Source organism: Streptomyces sp. NPDC127092 (assembly GCF_042722475.1).
Classification (GTDB): Bacteria; Actinomycetota; Actinomycetes; order Streptomycetales; family Streptomycetaceae; genus Streptomyces.
Window position 1 is genome coordinate 1 of sequence record NZ_JBHXFE010000073.1, and the last position, 18,018, is coordinate 18,018.

Genomic DNA, 18,018 nt, shown 5'->3' on the forward strand with positions numbered 1-18,018 from the left:
GCGCCCGGCTGTCGCGCGCCGTCGGCCGCGGTGCCCGGCGGGCACCGGTCAGCCGACGCGCGCGGCGACGGCCCGGGCGCAGTCGACGGACTCGGCGTGCGAGCTGTCGACCTCCAGGTCGTAGGTCACGCCCTCGTGGACCAGGTCCGCCTGCTGGGCGGCCATGCCGGGGGTGCGGTCGCCGCGGGCGGCCTCGCGGGCGGCGGCGACCTCGGCGTCGCAGCGGACGCCGACCCAGAGCACGTCCAGGCCGGCGGTGGCCTCGCGCCAGCGTTCCTGGGAGGCGGCGCCGCCGAGGAAGACGTCGTCGACGACGATCCGGGCGCCCGCCCGGACCATCGCCACGACGCCCGCCGTCCAGGCCTTCTCGAGGGTCCGGAACTCCGCCCCGACGCTCACACCGCCGTCCTCGGCGAACTCGATCCCGCCCTCCGCGCCCTGCAGCTTTTCCGGCAGTGCGTCGACGAAGTCGTCGACGCTGAAGGCCAGCCAGTGGCCGGGCAGGACGTCCTGGAGGCAACGGGCCATCCGGGACTTCCCGGAGCTGGAACCGCCGTTGAGAATGATCATCTGGGTCGTCACGGCGTCACCCTAGGGCGCACGAGGAGCGGGGCCCAGCGGATTTCAGCCGACCGGCACCAGCGTCAGATAGGCGATGCCGAGGACGGAGCGGTAGCCGAGCCACTGCCCGCGCTGGCGGTCGACCCGGGCGCGGGTCTCCGCGGCGAGCGGGTGGTCCGGGTGGGCGGCGAGCCAGACCTCGGTGGCGTGCCGGTAGCCGGACTCGAACTCCTCCCACTCCTCGGGGCTCGCCGTCTCGATCCAGGCCGGGCGGAAACCCGCCTCGATCGCGAGGTCGACGAGGCCGTCGAGCGTGGTGTGGTCGTCGACGCCGGCGCCGGGCCACATCCGGGCGAGGTCGGCGTCGGTGGGAACGCGCTGCCAGAAGCCCTCGCCGAGCACGACGCGTCCTCCGGGCCGTACCAGGCGGCGCAGTTCGCGGAGCACGACGGCCGGGTCGTACGGCCCCTCGGGGTCGCACAGCGCCTGGCCGGAACCGAGGCAGAGCACGGCGTCGGCGGGGCCGCGGGTCGTGCCGAACCCGGACTCCTCGACGTACTCGACGCGGTCGGCGAGACCGCGCTCGGCGGCGAGGCGGCGGCCGAGCGCGAGGTCGGCGCCGTTGATGTCGATGCCGAGCCCCTTGGCCTCGGGGGCGGCGTCGAGGACGCGCAGCAGCAACTCGCCCCAGCCGCAGCCGATGTCGAGGACGGTGGCCGGCGAGGCGGCGGCGAGGCGGCCGATCATGCGGGCGGCGCGGTCCTCGGAGAGCGGGCCGTGGAAGGTGAGGCCGGTGCCGAGCGCCGGCGGAGCGGAGGCGTCCGCGCCGGCCGGGGACGGGGTGTTCACGGAATCGATCTTGGGTTCGGTCATGGACCGCGACCCTACTCGGAGTCGGCCGGGCCGCCCAGCGCTTTAAGGGGATCGTCGAGGACCGGCTGCCAGGCGAGTTCGGCGGCACCGACCAGGCTGTTGTGGTCGAGGGTGCACGGCAGGATCGGCACGCCGCCGCTGCGGCCCCACAGGCTGCGGTCGGCGACGACGGCGCGGAGCCGTACGGGATCGGCGTCGAGGAGTTCGCGGTGGAGGCCGCCGAGGATGATCCGGTCGGGGTTGAGGATGTTGACCAGTCCGGCGAGGCCCAGGCCGAGCCGGTCGATCAGCTCCTCGGTGGCGGCGCGGACCCCGGGGTCGTCGCGGTGGTCGCGGAGCAGGTCGCGGGCCTGCTGGAGGAGGGAGACCTCGGGTCCAGGCGCGCGGCCCGCGACGGTGAGGAAGGCGAGCGGGTCGGTCTCGACGTCGAGGCAGCCGCGCGAACCGCAGTGACAGGGGCGACCCTCGGGGTTGACGGTGAGGTGGCCGACCTCCAGGGCGAGCCCCGAACTCCCGGTGTGCAGGCGGCCGTCGAGGACGAGCGCGCCGCCGACGCCCCGGTGCCCGGTGGCGACGCAGAGCAGGTCCCGGGCGCCGCGCCCGGCGCCGTGGCGGTGCTCGGCGAGGGCCGCCAGGTTGACGTCGTTGCCGGTGAAGGCGGGACCCTCGATGCCGGCGGCGCGGACCTGTTCGGCGAAGATCTCGCGGACCGGCGCGCCGGCCGGCCACGCGAGGTGGAGCGGGTTGAGGGCGGTGCCCTCGGGCTCGGCGACGGCGGACGGCGCGGCGAGCCCGGCGCCGACGCAGCGGCGCCCGCTGGCGCGGAGCAGCGCGGCCCCGGCCTCGACGACCGCGCCGAGCACCTGGGCCGGGTCCTCGGAGACCGTGACGCAGCCGGGGGCGGTGGCCTCGATGGTGCCGCCGAGGCCGACGAGGGCGGCGCGGAAGCCGTCGGCGTGGACCTGGGCGGCGAGGGCGACGGGGCCCTTCTCGTCGATGGCGAGGCGGTGCGAGGGGCGGCCCTGGGAGCCCGCGGCGGCTCCGGGGTTGGAGTCGACCCGGATGAGGCCGAGGGCCTCGAGCTCGGCGGCGACGGCGCCGGCGGTGGCCCGGGTGACGCCGAGTTCCGCGGTGAGCACGGCGCGCGTCGGGGCCCGGCCCGTGTGCACGAGTTCGAGCGCGGGTCCGAGCGCGCTGCGCCCCCTGTCCAGCCGAGTCCGGGTCGTCGTCGCCTTGCCGTTCATGGGCCCGAGTCTCCCATGATCGCCCGCCCCGGGGCGCCCGCCTCCGTCTTCGGGCCTTTCCGGCCCGATCCGCCGACCGGCTCGAAGGCCTCTTCTTCCCCGCTTCTTCCCGCTTCTTCCCGCGGCCCGCCGTCGCGCAGTACCGGGGGCGTGCCGGACCGACGGGTTGAATCCGTCGGGCGGAGGCCCCTATCCTGAGTTTGTGCCGCTACTAAACAAAGTACGGACGGCCGTATCGGGGGGACCCGGCGGAGACACCGCCTCCCTCTCCCTGACCCGCCTCCGCGTCGCCCTGACCCTCTTCTTCGCCCTGGACGGCTTCCTCTTCGCCGGCTGGGTGGTCCGCATCCCGGCCATCAAGCAGCAGACCGGCGCGTCCGCCGGTGACCTCGGACTCGCGCTGCTCGGCGTTTCCGCCGGAGCCGTCGTCACCATGACGCTCACCGGACGCCTGTGCCGCCGCTACGGCAGCCACGCCGTCACCGTCGCCACCGCCGTCCTGCTCTCGCTCTCGCTCGCGCTGCCGCCGCTCACCCGCTCGCCGCTCGCCCTCGGCCTGGTCCTGCTGGTCTTCGGCGCGGCGTACGGCGGCATCAACGTCGCCATGAACAGCGCGGCCGTCGACCTCGTGGCCGCGCTCCGCAGGCCCGTGATGCCGAGCTTCCACGCCGCCTTCAGCCTCGGCGGCATGCTGGGCGCCGGACTCGGCGGCCTCGTCGCCGCCGGGCTCTCCCCCACCGCGCACCTGCTCTGCCTCACCGCTGCCGGCCTCGTCCTCACGGCGGTCGCCGGCCCCGTACTCCTGCGCCACCCCTCCCCCGCACCGCCCGAGTCGCTTCCGACGAGGCCGGCCGGCGGGGCGCGGTCCGGCGAGGCGCGGTCTGGCGGGGCGCGGTCCGGTCAGGCACGATCCGGCGGAGCGCGGTCGGGGGCGCGTGGAACCGTCCTCGTCTTCGGTGTGATCGCGCTGTGCACCGCGTACGGCGAGGGCGCGCTGGCCGACTGGGGCGCCCTGCACCTGGCGCAGGACCTGCACGCGCACCCCGGCGTGGCCGCCGCCGGCTACTCGCTCTTCGCCCTCACCATGACCGCCGGCCGGCTCTCCGGAACCGCCCTGCTCGAACGCCTCGGCCAGACCCGCACCCTGGTCGCGGGCGGGCTCACCGCCGCCGCGGGCATGCTGCTCGGGGCGCTCGCGCCGACCGTCTGGGCGGCCCTGCTGGGCTTCGCGGTCACCGGCCTCGGCCTCGCCAACATCTTCCCGGTCGCCGTGGCCCGCGCCGGCGCCGTCGCTGGGCCGAGCGGCGTCGCCACCGCCTCCACCCTCGGCTATGGCGGCATGCTGCTCGGGCCGCCGTCCATCGGTTTCCTGGCCGACTGGTTCTCGCTGCCGGTCGCCCTCACCACGGTCGCGGTGCTCGCCGCCGGGGCCGCCGCGATGGGCCTCGCGACGCGCGGCAACAGGGCGGGCGATCCCGCGCGGACCACGTAGGAGGAAGTCGAGGCCGCGGAGGTCTCGGAGGCCTCAGAGGTCTCGGAGGACGCGGAGGTCGCTGAGCCTACGGGGGTCGCTGAGCCCAGGGGGTCGCGGCGGTCCCGGCGGGCGCGGAGGTCCCGGCGGTCGCGGAGGGCCGTCCGGAAAATCCGCCCGAAGTCCCGCGCCCGGGCGACATAATCCGCGGCATGGACACCCTGAGCATCGACACGCACATCGACGCGCTCGACACGGCGGGCAAGGCACTCCTGGAAGCCGCCGCGGCGGCCGGGCCCGACGCTGAGGTCGCGACCTGCCCGGGCTGGCGGGTGCGCGACCTGCTGCGGCACACCACGACGGTCCACCGCTGGGCCACCGGGTTCGTCGCCGAGGGCCACGCCGCGCCGCGCCCGATGAGCGGCGAGACCGATCTCGACGGCGACGCGCTCCTCTCGTACACCCGCGAGGGCCACGCCCGGCTCGTCGAGGCCCTCCGGGAGGCGCCCGGCGCTCTGGAGTGCTGGACCTTCATGCCCGCCCCGTCACCGCTCGCCTTCTGGGCGCGGCGCCAGGCACACGAGACGACCGTGCACCGGGCGGACGCCGAGTCGGCGCTCGCCGCCGGCCCCGGCCCCGTCGACCCGGCACTCGCCGCCGACGGCGTGGACGAGCTGCTGCGCTCCTTCCACGCCCGTGACCGCAGCCGGGTCCGCACCGAGGAACCGCGCGTCCTGCGGATCCGCGCCACCGACACCGGTGACGTGTGGACCGTACGGCTGTCCCCGGAGGCCCCGCAGACCGTACGGAACGCGGACGGCCCGGCCGACTGCGAACTGAGCGGGCCTGCCGACCGGCTCTATCTGACGCTGTGGAACCGGCTGCCGCAGGAGTCCGTGACCGTGACGGGCGACGCGTCGCTCGCCCGGCTGTGGCGGGAGAACTCGGCCGTGTAGCAGACGCCACGGGGGCTCAGGACGCGGCCCCGCCGGCCTCAGCCCAGCCAGCCCGGCCGGACCAGGCCCGACTCGTAGGCGAGGACGACGAGTTGGGCCCGGTCGCGGGCGCCGAGCTTCACCATGGTGCGGCTCACGTGGGTCTTGGCGGTGAGCGGGCTGACCACCAGACGCCGGGCGATCTCCTCGTTGGACAGGCCGAGGCCCACCAGCGCCATCACCTCGCGTTCCCGCTCGGTGAGTTCGTCGAGCTCCGTGGCCCGCGCGGGCGCCTTGGAGCGGGCAGCGAACTCCTCGATCAGCCGCCGGGTCACGCCGGGCGAGAGCAGCGCGTCTCCGTCCGTCACCGCGCGCACGGCGCGCAGCAGTTCCTCGGGCTCGGTGTCCTTCACCAGGAAGCCGGAGGCTCCGGAGCGGATGGCCTCGAAGACGTACTCGTCGAGCTCGAACGTGGTCAGCATCACCACCTTGACCGCGCCCAGCTCCGGGTCACCGGTGATCTCGCGGGTGGCGGCGAGCCCGTCGAGCACCGGCATCCGGATGTCCATCAGGACGACGTCCGGGCGCAGTTCGCGCACCCGCGCCACCGCCTCCGCGCCGTCCGCCGCCTCGCCCGCCACCTCGACGTCGGGCTGGGCGTCCAGGAGCGCGCGGAAGCCGGCCCGTACCAGCGACTGGTCGTCGGCGAGCAGGACACGGATCACGGTGACTCCTCGGAACGTACGGGGAGATGGGCGCGCACCCGGAAACCGCCGTCCGGCCGGGCGCCCGCCTCGATGGTGCCACCGAGCGCCGCTGCCCGCTCCCGCATTCCGGCGAGGCCGTTGCCGCTGCCTCCGGCGTCGCCGCCGGTGGCCGGGCCTTCGTCGTCGATCCGCAGGTCGAGGACGCCGGAGCCGTAGTCGAGGACGACGGTGGCCGCCCGCGAACCCGAGTGACGCACCACGTTGGTCAGCGCCTCCTGCACGATCCGGAACGCGGCGAGCTCGGCACCGGGCGGCAGCCGTCTGCTCCGTCCACGGATCTCGGTCCGTACGGTGAGGCCGGCCGCGGCGGCCTGGTCGACGAGCTCGGGGAGCCGGTCGAGACCGGGCGCGGGCGCGCGGGGCGCGTCGCCGGGCGCGCGGAGCGTGTCGAGCACCTGCCGCACCTCGCCGAGGGCCTCCTTGCTGGCCGACTTGATGGTGGTGAGGGCGGTGCGGGCCTGGCCCGGGTCCGAGTCGAGCAGGGCCAGGCCGACACCGGCCTGGACGTTGATCACGGAGAGGGAGTGGGCGAGGACGTCGTGGAGTTCGCGGGCGATCCGAAGCCGCTCCTCGTCGGCCCTGCGCCGCTCGGCGGCGGCCCGCTCGGCGCGTTTCCTGGCCCACTGCTCGCGGCGGACCCGGGCGAGTTCGGAGGCGGCGAGGATCGCCGCGACGAAGGCGGCGACCGGGAGTTCCTGGCCCCAGGGCGCGGCGCCGTCCGCGGGCGGCGGCAGATGGCGGTAGAGCCAGTGGACGAGGAGCAGGTGTCCGGCCCAGAGCAGTCCGAGGGCCCACCAGGCGGCCCGCCGGTGCCCGTGCACGACGGCGGCGAAGCAGGCGACGGCGACGGGCACGAACGCCGGGCCGTACGGGTAGCCGGCGGCCAGATACGCCAGGGTCACCGCGGACACGCCGAGGACGACGGGGACCGGGTGGCGGTGACGCAGGAGCAGCGGCGCGGCGGCGAGCACGAGCAGGGCGCGGCCGAGGCCGTCGAGGGCGACGCGGTCAGGCTGGTTGCGGGCGGCGAAACCGGAGCCGACGAGGACGAGGACGGTGACGAGCAGGGTGGACCGCCACGGCAGCCCGCCACCGGAGTCACCCCCGGCCCAGCGGGGCCGACCGCTGTACCAGGGCCCGCCGGACCGAGGCCCGCCCGGCCGGGGGCCGCCGTGCCAGGGACCGCGGGACCGGGCTCCGCCCGGCCGGAGACCGCCTCGCCAAGGACCGCCGCGCCGAGGACCGCCGCGCCAGGGACCGCCCGGCCGCGGGCTCCGGCGGTCCGGTGGCCCGTCGCCGCCGGGGGCCGGTGTGCTGGTCGGCTCTTCGTCCATGCGGCCACGCTAGACGCGGCCGGGGCCCGGCTGCGTCAGCCGGGCGGGGTGGTCACCCGTACTCCACGGGGAGTACGGGCGCCGGCGGGAGGGAAGGTGGCGCGCCTTCCCATCCGCACCCTTCCCGTCCGCGTCCTTCCCGTCCGCGCCCTTCCCGTCCGCGCGCGATTCCGGAAGTCCGCGCGAAATCCCCTTGCGCAATGGTCAAGAGTTGTTGACCATTGCTCGCATGCCTACCGATGATCTTCCCGAGACGTTCCACGTCACCACTGACGAGCAGCTACGCGCCGTTTCCAATCTCACGCGTCACCGGATCATGGCCGTGCTCCGCTTCGAGCCGGCGACGATCACGCAGATCGCCGAGCGGGTGGGCCTGGCGAAGGGGAGTTCCAGCTACCACGTGCGGCTGCTGGAGCGGGCCGGCCTGGTGAAGGTGGTACGGACGCGAAAGGTCCGGGGGGTCACCGAGCGGTACTACGCGATGGCCGCGCGGGCGATCGTGCTGCCCGATCCCGGCGAGGGAGGCCCGGACGTGCTGATGCGGCATGCGGTGGCGGACCTGGAGGCAGCGCCCGCGGACGGCGAGCGGCACGTGGGGATGGCGCATCTGCGGCTCACCGAGGAGCAGTTCGCGGAGCTGGGGGCGCGGCTGCGGGCGCTGGCGGACGAGTACCGGGAGTTGTCCGATCCGTCACTGCCGGACGCGTCCCTCGTCTTCGCACTGTTCCACCCGGCAAGGCGCGAGCAGGCCGAAGGGGAGGCCAAGTGACCTCAGACCTTCGGAAGCTGCCGACGGGGTTCGGACGGCTGTGGACCGCGCAGACGATCTCCTCGCTCGGTGACGGGGTGTCGCATGCCGCGCTGCCGCTGCTCGCGCTGACGTTGACGCGGAATCCGATGGCGCTCGCCGTCGTCACGGCCGCCGGAACGCTGCCATGGCTCCTCTTCGGAGTGCTCGGCGGTGCGCTGGTGGACCGCTGGGACCGCCGGCGCACGATGTGGGTCACGGACGCGGCGCGTGCGGTGCTGCTCGCGATACCCGCGGTGGCGGCCGCGCTCGACGTGCTGAGCATTCCGCTGCTCGCGGCCGTCGCCTTCCTCCTGGGCCTCGGCGGGCTCTTCTTCGACACGGCCGCCACGGCCTATCTACCGGATCTGGTCGGCCGCGACCCCGCACTCCTGGAGCGCGCCAACTCCCGCCTGCGCAGCGCCCAGACCGCCATGTCCGGCTTCGCGGGGCCGCCTGCGGGCAGTGCCCTGCTCGCGCTCGGGCGGGCGGTTCCGCTGCTCGCCGACGCGGTCTCGTTCATGCTCTCCGCACTGCTCGTACGTACGCTGCCCGCCATGCCCCGGCCCGTGCCGGAGGTCCGCGAAGGGCTGCTTCGGCAGGCGCGGGCCGGGGCCTCGTACGTCTTCCGGGATCGGTTGCTGCTCGGGCTCGCGCTCCGACCGGCGGTCGGGAACATCGCCTTCCTCGCCGTGGAGACCGTCCTCGCCCTCTTCGCGCACGACCGCCTCGGCATCGACACCTACGGCTTCGGCCTGCTCCTCACGGCGGAGGCCACCGGCGGTCTGCTCGGTGCGGGCATCGCCTCCTTCCTCGGTCGGCGACTCGGCACCGGCACCGCACTGACCTGCACGGCCGCCGTCGAAGGGCTTGCCATCCTGGGCCTGGCCACTGCCCCGAACCCGTACGTGGCCGGGCTGGCGCTCGCCGTCTGCGGGGCCGGCATGGGTGCCACGATGGTGCTCGCGCCCTCCCTCCGACAGGCCGTCGTCCCCGCCCACCTGATGGGCCGGGTCGCCTCCACCTCCCGCATGCTGGCCATGTGCGCCGCCCCCGTCGGGGCCTTCCTCGGCGGCTGGCTGGCCACCGCCTACGACATCCGCACCCCGCTCTACGCCGCCGCCGTCCTGCTCCTGGCGATGACGGCCGTCACCGCGTCCATGACCAGCAACCGCCGGGTCGAAGCGGCGCTGCGTGCCGCCGGGGCGACCGGCGGTCCGCCCGGCGGTCCGGCCGGCGGTCCGCCCGGCGGTCCGGCCGGCGGTCCGGATGACCCGGCGGCCAAGGATCCTTCCCAGGAGAGCGCACCCGACTTGCGGTGACGCCTGCCGCGAAGGCGTCACAACAGGGGTGAGCTGCCGGTTCATCAGGCGCCGGCAGGTGTCGTCAACCGGGTCGACCAGGGCGAGCAGGTGCGTCAGGGCCGCGGGAGCAGGCCGACCTCGCGGCCGAGGCGTTCGGCGGCGGTCGCGAAGAAGGCGGCGCGGTCCCCGACGATGTTGTTGAACTGCCCGAAGATCTCGAAGGAGATCAGCCCGAACAGCTCGGCCCAGGCGGACACGAGGGCGGCGGCCAGCGGCGGCGGCAGATCCGGCGCGATGTCGGCGGCGAGCCGCTCCGCCTCGGCGCGCAGCGCGTCCGGCAAGGGTGGCAGAGCGACGCCCTTGCCGCGGTAGGCGGCGCGGGCGACGGAGACGAGGAGCAGGCCGACCCGGGAGGCGGGGGCGATGGTGTCCTGCGGCGCGGTGTAGCCCGGCACCGGGGAGCCGTAGATGAGCGCGTACTCGTGGGGATGGTCGACCGCCCAGGCGCGGACGGCGCGGCAGACGGCGGTCCAGTGGGCGAGGTGGTCGCCGGGCGCGGCGGCCTCGGCCGTGGCGTGGGCGCGTTCGGCGGCGGCGCCCACGGAGTCGTACGCGTCGATGATCAGCGCGGTCAGCAGGTCGTCGCGACTGGGGAAGTAGCGGTAGAGCGCGGAGGAGACCATGCCCAGCTCGCGGGCGGCGGCGCGCAGCGAGAGCTTGGCGGCACCTTCGGCGGCGAGCTGTCGGCGGGCCTCGTCCTTGATGGCGGCGGTGATCTCGATCCGGGCGCGGGCGCGTGCTCCTTGGGCGGTGGTCATGGAGAGCAGTGTGCCATGTTTCGGAGCACTGCACCGAAACGAGAGCACTGCTCTTGCTTGTGAGCGCCGATCCGTGCACACTGGTTCCAGAACGAGAGCGGCGCTCGCACTTCGGATCGCCGCTCACGTTCCAGAGCATTGATCACACTGGAGAGCATTGCTCACGCTTCAAGGCGCTGCTCGTGTTCAAGGCGTTGCTCACGCTCTAGGGCGCTGCTCGTGCTTCAAGGCGCTGCTCTCGCTTCAGGGCGCTGCTCTCGCTTCAGGGCGCTGCTCGTGCTTAAAGAGCGCATCGCCTGCGGCGCTTTCGGGCCCGATCGCACCCGAGAGCGGCGCTCACCCTTCACAGCGACGATCACGGATCGGATCGGCGCTCACACACTCGCTCACACTCACCGGAGGCCTCCATGACCGCCCAGCGCCCCACCGCACACGTCATCAAGCCCGGCTGGTTCACGGTCAACGTCATGAACCGCTTCGTCACCTGGTTGACCCGCCGCGGCGTCAGTGTCTGGGGCTCCCGCGTCCTCGCCGTACGGGGCCGCAAGAGCGGCGAGTGGCGCCGCACCCCGGTCAACCTGCTGACGCTGGACGGGTCCCAGTACCTGGTGGCTCCGCGCGGCCACGTCCAGTGGACCCACAACATGCGGGCGGCCAGCGGCGGCGAACTGCACCTCGGCCGGCACGTGCAGCCGTTCACGGCCGTCGAGGTCGCCGACGACGAGAAGCCCGCCCTGCTGCGGGCCTACCTCAAGCGCTGGAAGGCCGAGGTGGGCGTCTTCTTCCAGGGCGTAGGACCGGACTCCACGGACGAGGAGCTGCGCGCCATCGCGCCCCGCCACCCCGTCTTCCGCATCACGGCCACCGACGCGTGAGAGCGGTGCGGACCGCCATGGTCCGCACCGCCCTCGTAGCAGTGATCCCTCAGACAACGCCTCCCCGAGGAGGCGTCGCTCATCAGGATTCCGTCGCCCGCGCCTCCGGCGCCTCACCGCCGCCGTCACCGCCGCCGTCACCGCGGCCGGCGCCGCCACCCTCCGCGCCTCCATCGACCCTGTCAGCCCCGTCAGCCCCGTCAGCCCCGACAGCGCCGTCCGCCCCGTCGGCCCCGGCCCTCTGGGGCGCGACGCCCCGGCCCGCCGGGCCCACGCCGACCGACGTGTCCATCGAGCGGTCCAGCAGGTCGAGCGCCCGGCGCGCGACGCCGTTGCCCCGGACCAGGCCGGCCAGCGTCGTCGCACCGCGCGTGATGTCGGTGAAGGCCTTCCAGGCCGGCCGTACGCCGGTGATCGCCGCGTGCAGCAGTCCCGGGCGGCGCTCGAACGCCGCGAGCATCCGGCGCCCGACGGCCATCTCGACGCCGAGCCCCGCCTTGATGGCGAACGCGTAGTTGAGCGCCTGCCGGCGCGCGTCCACCGCGTCGCCCGCCTCCGCGATGCGGACCGCCCACTCGCCGGCGAGCCGCCCCGAGCGCAGCGCGAAGGAGATGCCCTCGCGGGTCCACGGCTCGAGCAGCCCGGCCGCGTCGCCGCAGACCAGGACCCGGCCGCGGGAGAGCGGCGAGTCGTCGGTGCGGCAGCGGGTCAGATGGCCGGAGGAGATCGCCGGCTCGAAGCCCGCGAGGCCCAGCCGGGCGACGAAGTCCTCCAGATAGCGCTTGGTGGCCGCGCCCTCGCCGCGCGCCGAGATCACGCCGACGGTCAGCGTGTCGCCCTTGGGGAACACCCAGCCGTAACTGCCGGGCAGCGGGCCCCAGTCGATGAGGACCCGGCCCTTCCAGTCCTCGGCCACGGACGGCGGCACCGGGATCTCGGCCTCCAGGCCGAGGTCGACCTGGCCGAGCTTGACGCCGACGTGCGCTCCTATCCGGCTCGCGCTGCCGTCGGCGCCGACGACGGCGCGGGCGAGGACGGTCTCGCCGTCGGCCAGGACCACGGCCACGGTCCGGCGGTCCGGCACGGCCGGCCCGTGCTGCTCGACCCGGCTGACGGTGGCTCCGGTGCGCAGCTCGGCGCCCGCCTTCTGGGCGTGCTCGACGAGCTGGGCGTCGAACTCGGGCCGGTTGATGAGCCCGAAGAGCATGCGGCGGGAGCGGCGCGTACGGGCGAAGCGGCCGCCCATCGAGAAGGTCACGGCGTGCACCCGGTCCTGCAGGGGCAGTTCGAAGCCGGGCGGCAGCGCGTCGCGCGACGGGCCGATGATGCCGCCGCCGCAGGTCTTGTAGCGGGGCAGCTCGGCCTTCTCCAGGAGCAGCACCCGGCGGCCGGCGACGGCCGCCGCATAGGCCGCCGAGGCCCCGGCGGGACCGGCGCCCACGACGACCACGTCCCAGACCCGCTGCCCCTCGTCCGGGTCCCCCGGACCCGCTCCAGCCTCTGCCGCTCCGGCGTCTGCGTTCTCGCTGCTCACGATGTGCTTCTGCTCCTGATCCGACCGGTTGTTGCTGCTCTTCACGCATCCTACGGCTCGGTAGCGGGGCCCGGCCGTGTCGCCCCGCGCCGTAGGATCGGGCATGCGTTCGCCGTACCACCGACACACGGCGACGAGCCGAGACCCGACAACGTCACAACGTCGCACCCACCAGGAGCGTGCCCATGACCGCCAATCCGATCGCCGAGACCGTCGCATCCCTGATGCCCCGCGCCAAGGCGGAGCTGACGGAGCTGGTGGCCTTCCAGTCGGTAGCGGACGAGGCCGTCGCCCCGCGCAGCGAGTGCGAAGCCGCAGCGAACTGGGTGGCGGACGCGCTGCGCGCCGAGGGCTTCGAGGACGTGGCGCTGCTCGACACGCCGGACGGTTCGCAGTCGGTGTACGGCGTGCTGCCGGGCCCGGCCGGCGCCCCGACCGTGCTGCTCTACGCGCACTACGACGTGCAGCCGATGCTGGTCGAGTCGGCGTGGGTGACGCCGCCCTTCCAGCTGACGGAGCGCGAGGACGGCCGCTGGTACGGCCGCGGTGCGGCCGACTGCAAGGGCGGCTTCATCATGCACCTGCTCGCGCTGCGCGCCCTGAAGGCGAACGGCGGCGTGCCGGTCACCGTCAAGGTGATCGTGGAGGGCTCGGAGGAGCAGGGCACCGGCGGTCTGGAGCGTTACGCGGAGGCGCACCCCGAGCTGCTGACGGCGGACGCGATCGTCATCGGCGACGCCGGCAACTTCCGGGTCGGGCTGCCGACCGTGACGGCGACCCTGCGGGGCATGACGATGATCCGGGTGACCATCGACACGCTGCAGGGCAACCTGCACTCGGGCCAGTTCGGCGGTGCCGCGCCGGACGCGCTGGCGGCGATGATCCGCGTCCTGGACTCGCTGCGCGCGGAGGACGGTTCGACGGTCATCGACGGGCTGCCGGCGGACGCGGTGTGGGAGGGCCTGCAGTACCCGGAGGCCGACTTCCGCAAGGACGCGAAGGTCCTGGACGGTGTGGACCTGCCGGGCAACGGCACGGTCGCCGACCGGATCTGGGCGCGGCCGGCCGTGACTGTCATCGGCATCGATTGCCACCCGGTGGCGGGCGCCACGCCGTCCATCCCGGCGACGGCCCGCGCGCAGCTCAGCCTGCGCGTGCCGCCGGGCCAGGACGCGGCGAAGGCGACGGAGCTGCTGTTCGCGCACATCGAGAAGCACACGCCGTGGAACGCGCGGGTGAGCCTGGAGCAGGTCGGCCAGGGCCAGGCGTTCCAGGCGGACACGTCGAGCCCGGCGTACGTGTCGATGGCGGAGGCGATGAAGGTCGCGTACCCGGGCGAGGAGATGCAGACGGCCGGCATGGGCGGCTCGATCCCGCTGTGCAACACGCTGGCCACGCTCTACCCGGAGTCGGAGATCCTGCTGATCGGCCTGAGCGAGCCGGACGCGCAGATCCACGCGGTGAACGAGTCGGTGTCGCCGCAGGAGCTGGAGCGGCTGTCGGTGGCGGAGGCGCACTTCCTGCTCAACTACGCCCGCTCGAAGGCGTAGTCCCCGGCTCGCAGGTTCCCTTCCTGGTCACGCTCTGGGCGGAACTCGCCCAGAGCGTAGACCCGTTGGGCGCTCGAGGTGCGGCACGTAGGTTCGGGTCATGGACTACGCGAACCCCGTGGAACTCGTGGAGATCACTCCGCGTCTGCAGATGCTCCGGTTCTCCGTCGGTCAGGCCTATCTGTGGCGTGACGGTACGGGGAACGACACGGAGCTGACCCTGATCGACGCCGGCTGGGCGGGCTCGGCCGACGCGGTCGGAGCGGCGTTGCGCGGGGCGGGCCTCGACCCGTCCCGGCTGCGCCGGATCGTGCTCACCCACTGCCACCGCGACCATGTGGGCGCGGCCGAGGAGCTCGCGGACCGCTTCGGTGCCGAGATCCTGGCGCACGCCCTGGACGCCCCGGTGATCCGCGGCGAACTGCCCGTACCGGAGCCGGACCTGCTGGACTGGGAGCGCCCGCTGTACGCCCACGGCCTGACGGTGCCGGAGGCGCCGCCGACCCGCGTGGACCGGGAGGTCGCGGACGGCGAGGAGCTGGCCTTCGGCGACGGCGCGGTGGTCGTGCACGCCCCCGGCCACACGCCCGGCTCGCTCGCGCTCCATCTGCCCCGCCACGGTGTCCTGTTCACGGGCGACACGGTGGCGTCGATGCCGGACGTGATGTTCGGCGTGTTCCACGTCGACCGCGCGCAGGCCCTCGCGTCGATGCGCCGACTGGCCGAGCTGCGTCCGTCGGTCCTGTGCTGCGGTCACGGCGAACCGGTCACGACGGACACGGCGGAACGCCTGACCAAGGCGGCCGAGCAGGCGGGGTGACGGGCCCCGAGGTATCCACGGCCCCGTTCCGGGCCGGCCGGCCCGTCGGCCCCGGTCAGCCCACCGGGACGCCCGCTTCCAGGTTCAGGACCGTGCCGCGTTCGCGGGCGCGGAGGGCCCAGCGGAGGCGGTGGTAGCGGACGGGCGGGAGGAGGTCGGCGGCTTCCTCCTCGGTGACGAAGCGCCAGGCGCGCAGTTCGGCGCCGGGCAGGAGGAGGCGTTCGGCGTCGGCGGAGTGGAGGCGGCCGCCGTCGAAGAGGAGGCGGAGGCCGCCGTAGCCGGGGGGCTGGGGCCGTTCCCAGTCGACGAGGAGCAGGCGCGGCACGGTCTCCAGGCGGAGGCCGATCTCCTCGGCGACCTCGCGGATGCCGGCCCGGGCGGGCGCCTCGCCGGGTTCGACGACACCGCCGGGGAACTCCCAGCCGGCCTTGTACGTGGGGTCGACGAGCAGGAAGCGGTCGTCCTCGTCGAAGAGCAGCACGCCGGCCGCCAGCGTCTCGCCGGTGGGTTCGGGCGTCTGGACGATGCCGCAGGGTGCGGCGTGTCCGGCGGTGACGGCCTCGGCGACGGTGCGGGCGGTCTCGGCGGCGGTGAGGGCGGAGTTGTCGACGGTGTACGCGTCGGCGGCGAGCCAGCCGTCGCGGGCGGCGCGGTACGGGTCGAGGTGGTCGAGGCACCAGCGGCGGGCGCGGGCCTCGGCCTCCGGGTCGCCGGGGTGCTCGACGCGGCTTTCGATGCGGTCGCGCAGGATCGTTTCGTCCGGGGTGAGCAGGACGTGCCGCACGTCGATCCGGCGAGCGGCGAGGCCGCCGAAGATCTCGTCGCGGTACTCCTGCCGCAGCAGTGTCATCGGCACCACGAGCACCCCGCCGACCTCGGCGAGCAGCGCGGCGGCGGTGTCCACGACGAGCCGGCGCCAGATCGGCAGGTCCTGGAAGTCCGTCACCTCAGCGAGACGTTTCTGCGGAAGGAGCAGGTTCATGGCTCCACCGGTGAGCTCGGGGTCGTACAGCGTGCTGTTCGGGATCAGATCGACCAGCTCACGCGCGGTGCTGCTCTTTCCCGCGCCGAACGCACCGTTGATCCAGACGATCACGATTCCCCCTCTTCGGTTGCCCCCAGTGGCTTGCCCGCACCACCCTGCCACGGAAACCCCCGGCCGTCGGCGCCCCTTCCGGAGCGGGCGCCGGGGAACCGGGGCACGTGCCCGGCGCGTAACACTTCGCGAACGGCCGTCGTTGGAAACGGCGAGCACGAGGGGGTGCGGAGATGGATCGTACGGTTCTGGAGCGGTTTCCGGCGGGCGGACCGCGCGGCAGCTGGCCCGCGGAGGAGTTCGCGAGCGCACGGCGCGACGAGGGGCTGCCCGCGCGGGTGGTGATGGACCTGGAGTCCGACACCTTTCTGGTGATCGTGGAGCAGCGCTCCCCGGAGACGTTACGGGGCCGGGGGCACCGTTCGTAGCCCCCGCTCGGCCGTCCCCGCCTCAGGCGCGCGGACGCACGGCCCGGCACCGGCCGTGCGCCGGTGCGCCCGACGCGCGCCGGGGCGCGCAGTGTCGCGCGCAGGCGCCGAGCGCGGCTCGCGCACCCGCGCGCCGAGCCCGCGCACCGAGCCCGCGCACCCGCGCACAACCCCGCGCTCAGTCCCGCGCCGGTTCCGCCGTCGCCTCCGGGGCCGCGGCCGCCGCCGCGCCGAGGAGGCCGGCGTCCGTGCCGGTGAGTGCGGGGACGACCTCGATGCCCTGCACGAACGAGAGCGTGGCGTACGAGCGGAGGCTGCGCCGGAGCGGGTCGAAGAGGACCGCGCCCGCGCCCGCCACTCCCCCGCCGATCACGGCGATGTCGATCTCGACCAGGGTGGCCGTGGCGGCGATCCCGGCCGCCAGCGCCTGGGCGGCGCGCTCGAAGGAGGCGACGGCGACCGGGTCGCCCGCGCGGGCCGCGGCGGCCACCGCGGCGGCGGAGGTGTCGCCGTCGGGTCCCGGCCGCCAGCCGTTCTCGAGGGCGCGGCGGGCGATGTGCGGGCCGCTGGCGATCCGTTCGACGCAGCCGCGGCCGCCGCACGCGCAGCTCTCGCCGTCCAGGTCCACGCTCATGTGACCGATGTGACCGGCGTTCCCGGTCGGACCGGGGTGGACCCGTCCGTCGAGGACGAGGCCGCCTCCGACGCCCGTGGAGACCACGAGGCACAGCGCGTTGTCGTGGCCGCGCGCGGCGCCCTGCCAGTGCTCGGCGGCGGTCATGGCGACGCCGTCGCCGACGAGGGTGACGGGCAGCCCGCCCGTGGCCCGGCGCACCCGCTCGACCAGCGGGAAGTCGCGCCAGCCGGGCACGTTGACCGGGCTCACCGTGCCCGTGGAGGCGTCGACCGGGCCCGCGCTGCCGATGCCGACGGCACGCGCCGAGGCCCACAGCGGCGAGCGGCCGAGCTCGTCGAGCACGGCCGCCACCGCACCCATCACGGTCTCGCCGTCCTCGCGCGCGGGCGTGGGCCGCTGCGCCCGGACGAGGATGCGGCCTCCGGCGTCGACCAGCGCTCCGGCGATCTTGGTGCCGCCGATGTCGAGGGCGACGACGAGGTCAGTGCGCATGGGCTCCGGGTCTCCGTGGGCGGTCAGTCGGTGTGACCTACAGTCTTCCTACCTCTGACAACGTTGTCCAGGCCCTATGCTCGACAGCAACGAGATCGAGATCGAAATCGCCGCCCGCCGGCACCCGACACCCGCATGACGGAGGAACCGCGCACCGTGGCCGACATCGCCCGCCGCCCCGAGCACCGTTACGGCAATCGGCCCACCATGAAGGACGTCGCCGCCCGGGCGGGCGTCGGCCTGAAGACCGTCTCACGGGTCGTCAACGGCGAGCCGGGCGTCACGCCCGACACCGAGCGCCGGGTCCAGGAAGCCATCGACTCGCTCGGCTTCCGCCGCAACGACAGCGCCCGGGTGCTGCGCAAGGGACGCACGGCGTCGGTCGGCCTGGTCCTGGAGGACCTGGCCGACCCGTTCTACGGTCCGCTCAGCCGCGCCGTCGAAGAGGTGGCCCGGGCGCACGGCGCGCTGCTCATCAACGGCTCCAGCGCCGAGGACCCGGACCGCGAGCAGGAGCTGGCGCTCGCGCTGTGCGCGCGGCGGGTCGACGGG

The 18,018-nt window shown here is 74.6% G+C and carries 18 protein-coding genes; 9 read left to right on the top strand and 9 right to left on the bottom strand.

From position 1 onward, the window contains the following. Window positions 1-48: 48 nt before the first annotated feature. From cpt to ACFWJO_RS36130, 3 genes are read right to left on the bottom strand one after another with little or no spacing between them, the layout of a single operon-like run. Window positions 49-570, bottom strand: a complete 522-nt coding sequence (cpt, locus tag ACFWJO_RS36120; RefSeq protein ID WP_386872242.1) for a chloramphenicol phosphotransferase CPT — start codon at window positions 568-570, stop codon at window positions 49-51. Between the two features lie 54 nt (window positions 571-624). After that, entirely contained in the window at window positions 625-1,434 is an 810-nt protein-coding gene (locus tag ACFWJO_RS36125) for an SAM-dependent methyltransferase (RefSeq protein ID WP_386872215.1), read from the bottom strand. A gap of 11 nt (window positions 1,435-1,445) precedes the next feature. Then, the gene (locus ACFWJO_RS36130; RefSeq protein ID WP_386872217.1) at window positions 1,446-2,678 is read right to left on the bottom strand and encodes an ROK family protein; all 1,233 of its coding nucleotides are present in this window, start codon (window positions 2,676-2,678) and stop codon (window positions 1,446-1,448) included. A 202-nt stretch (window positions 2,679-2,880) separates the two neighbouring features. Between ACFWJO_RS36130 and ACFWJO_RS36135 the strand changes: the two genes are divergently transcribed. Together ACFWJO_RS36135 and ACFWJO_RS36140 are read left to right on the top strand one after the other, a co-directional pair. Continuing rightward, window positions 2,881-4,170: an MFS transporter gene (locus ACFWJO_RS36135; protein WP_386872219.1), complete on the top strand. Its 1,290-nt coding sequence runs from the start codon at window positions 2,881-2,883 to the stop codon at window positions 4,168-4,170. A gap of 191 nt (window positions 4,171-4,361) precedes the next feature. Further along, complete coding sequence (locus ACFWJO_RS36140) at window positions 4,362-5,105, top strand: maleylpyruvate isomerase family mycothiol-dependent enzyme (protein WP_386872221.1); 744 nt, start codon at window positions 4,362-4,364, stop codon at window positions 5,103-5,105. A 38-nt stretch (window positions 5,106-5,143) separates the two neighbouring features. Here the strand turns inward: ACFWJO_RS36140 and ACFWJO_RS36145 are convergent, their stop codons facing one another. Continuing rightward, window positions 5,144-5,809, bottom strand: a complete 666-nt coding sequence (locus ACFWJO_RS36145; protein WP_386872223.1) for a response regulator — start codon at window positions 5,807-5,809, stop codon at window positions 5,144-5,146. Beyond that, window positions 5,806-7,185 (bottom strand): histidine kinase, encoded by a 1,380-nt coding sequence (locus tag ACFWJO_RS36150; protein ID WP_386872227.1) that lies wholly within the window; start codon window positions 7,183-7,185, stop codon window positions 5,806-5,808. Before ACFWJO_RS36150 ends, ACFWJO_RS36145 begins: the two co-directional genes overlap by 4 nt. Window positions 7,186-7,414: 229 nt before the next feature. On the opposite strand from ACFWJO_RS36150, the gene ACFWJO_RS36155 reads away from it, so the two are divergent. Both ACFWJO_RS36155 and ACFWJO_RS36160 read left to right on the top strand, forming a co-directional pair. Then, complete coding sequence (locus ACFWJO_RS36155; RefSeq protein WP_386872229.1) at window positions 7,415-7,954, top strand: ArsR/SmtB family transcription factor; 540 nt, start codon at window positions 7,415-7,417, stop codon at window positions 7,952-7,954. Next, the gene (locus ACFWJO_RS36160) at window positions 7,951-9,294 is read left to right on the top strand and encodes an MFS transporter (RefSeq protein ID WP_386872231.1); all 1,344 of its coding nucleotides are present in this window, start codon (window positions 7,951-7,953) and stop codon (window positions 9,292-9,294) included. The genes ACFWJO_RS36155 and ACFWJO_RS36160 overlap by 4 nt, the downstream gene beginning before the upstream one ends. 95 nt (window positions 9,295-9,389) lie before the next feature. Here ACFWJO_RS36160 and ACFWJO_RS36165 read toward each other — a convergent pair whose 3' ends face one another. Continuing rightward, window positions 9,390-10,094, bottom strand: coding sequence for a TetR/AcrR family transcriptional regulator (locus tag ACFWJO_RS36165; protein ID WP_386872232.1), 705 nt, complete (start codon window positions 10,092-10,094; stop codon window positions 9,390-9,392). A 407-nt stretch (window positions 10,095-10,501) separates the two neighbouring features. Here ACFWJO_RS36165 and ACFWJO_RS36170 point away from each other — a divergent pair, with 407 nt between their 5' ends. Continuing rightward, window positions 10,502-10,969, top strand: coding sequence for a nitroreductase family deazaflavin-dependent oxidoreductase (locus tag ACFWJO_RS36170; RefSeq protein ID WP_386872234.1), 468 nt, complete (start codon window positions 10,502-10,504; stop codon window positions 10,967-10,969). Window positions 10,970-11,051: 82 nt separating this feature from the next. On the opposite strand, the gene ACFWJO_RS36175 is transcribed toward ACFWJO_RS36170, so the two are convergent. Beyond that, on the bottom strand, window positions 11,052-12,503 hold the full coding sequence (locus ACFWJO_RS36175) for a geranylgeranyl reductase family protein (protein WP_386872244.1): 1,452 nt from the start codon (window positions 12,501-12,503) through the stop codon (window positions 11,052-11,054). Between the two features lie 185 nt (window positions 12,504-12,688). On the opposite strand from ACFWJO_RS36175, the gene ACFWJO_RS36180 reads away from it, so the two are divergent. After that, window positions 12,689-14,053 carry a dipeptidase gene (locus ACFWJO_RS36180; RefSeq protein ID WP_384409673.1) on the top strand — a complete coding sequence of 455 codons (1,365 nt, stop codon included), beginning with the start codon at window positions 12,689-12,691 and terminating at the stop codon, window positions 14,051-14,053. A gap of 100 nt (window positions 14,054-14,153) precedes the next feature. Further along, entirely contained in the window at window positions 14,154-14,873 is a 720-nt protein-coding gene (locus ACFWJO_RS36185; protein ID WP_386872236.1) for an MBL fold metallo-hydrolase, read from the top strand. Between the two features lie 55 nt (window positions 14,874-14,928). Here ACFWJO_RS36185 and ACFWJO_RS36190 read toward each other — a convergent pair whose 3' ends face one another. Then, window positions 14,929-15,969, bottom strand: a complete 1,041-nt coding sequence (locus ACFWJO_RS36190) for an NUDIX domain-containing protein (protein WP_386872238.1) — start codon at window positions 15,967-15,969, stop codon at window positions 14,929-14,931. 173 nt (window positions 15,970-16,142) lie between these two features. Between ACFWJO_RS36190 and ACFWJO_RS36195 the strand changes: the two genes are divergently transcribed. After that, complete coding sequence (locus tag ACFWJO_RS36195; protein ID WP_384409678.1) at window positions 16,143-16,337, top strand: hypothetical protein; 195 nt, start codon at window positions 16,143-16,145, stop codon at window positions 16,335-16,337. A gap of 178 nt (window positions 16,338-16,515) precedes the next feature. On the opposite strand, the gene ACFWJO_RS36200 is transcribed toward ACFWJO_RS36195, so the two are convergent. Then, window positions 16,516-17,466 (bottom strand): ROK family protein, encoded by a 951-nt coding sequence (locus ACFWJO_RS36200; protein ID WP_386872240.1) that lies wholly within the window; start codon window positions 17,464-17,466, stop codon window positions 16,516-16,518. 156 nt (window positions 17,467-17,622) lie between these two features. On the opposite strand from ACFWJO_RS36200, the gene ACFWJO_RS36205 reads away from it, so the two are divergent. Further along, window positions 17,623-18,018 (top strand): LacI family DNA-binding transcriptional regulator (locus ACFWJO_RS36205; protein ID WP_386872246.1); only part of this gene is annotated, 396 nt, incomplete at its 3' end.

What these genes read in the sequence shown, in the direction of transcription:
- ACFWJO_RS36185 (WP_386872236.1), top strand. Translation starts at nt 14,154, where the DNA reads ATGGACTACGCGAACCCCGTGGAACTCGTGGAGATCACTCCGCGTCTG.
- ACFWJO_RS36195 (WP_384409678.1), top strand. Translation starts at nt 16,143, where the DNA reads ATGGATCGTACGGTTCTGGAGCGGTTTCCGGCGGGCGGACCGCGCGGC.
- ACFWJO_RS36155 (WP_386872229.1), top strand. Translation starts at nt 7,415, where the DNA reads ATGCCTACCGATGATCTTCCCGAGACGTTCCACGTCACCACTGACGAG.
- ACFWJO_RS36140 (WP_386872221.1), top strand. Translation starts at nt 4,362, where the DNA reads ATGGACACCCTGAGCATCGACACGCACATCGACGCGCTCGACACGGCG.
- ACFWJO_RS36165 (WP_386872232.1), bottom strand. Translation starts at nt 10,094, where the DNA reads ATGACCACCGCCCAAGGAGCACGCGCCCGCGCCCGGATCGAGATCACC.
- ACFWJO_RS36170 (WP_386872234.1), top strand. Translation starts at nt 10,502, where the DNA reads ATGACCGCCCAGCGCCCCACCGCACACGTCATCAAGCCCGGCTGGTTC.
- ACFWJO_RS36125 (WP_386872215.1), bottom strand. Translation starts at nt 1,434, where the DNA reads ATGACCGAACCCAAGATCGATTCCGTGAACACCCCGTCCCCGGCCGGC.
- cpt (WP_386872242.1), bottom strand. Translation starts at nt 570, where the DNA reads ATGATCATTCTCAACGGCGGTTCCAGCTCCGGGAAGTCCCGGATGGCC.
- ACFWJO_RS36150 (WP_386872227.1), bottom strand. Translation starts at nt 7,185, where the DNA reads ATGGACGAAGAGCCGACCAGCACACCGGCCCCCGGCGGCGACGGGCCA.
- ACFWJO_RS36130 (WP_386872217.1), bottom strand. Translation starts at nt 2,678, where the DNA reads ATGAACGGCAAGGCGACGACGACCCGGACTCGGCTGGACAGGGGGCGC.
- ACFWJO_RS36180 (WP_384409673.1), top strand. Translation starts at nt 12,689, where the DNA reads ATGACCGCCAATCCGATCGCCGAGACCGTCGCATCCCTGATGCCCCGC.
- ACFWJO_RS36200 (WP_386872240.1), bottom strand. Translation starts at nt 17,466, where the DNA reads ATGCGCACTGACCTCGTCGTCGCCCTCGACATCGGCGGCACCAAGATC.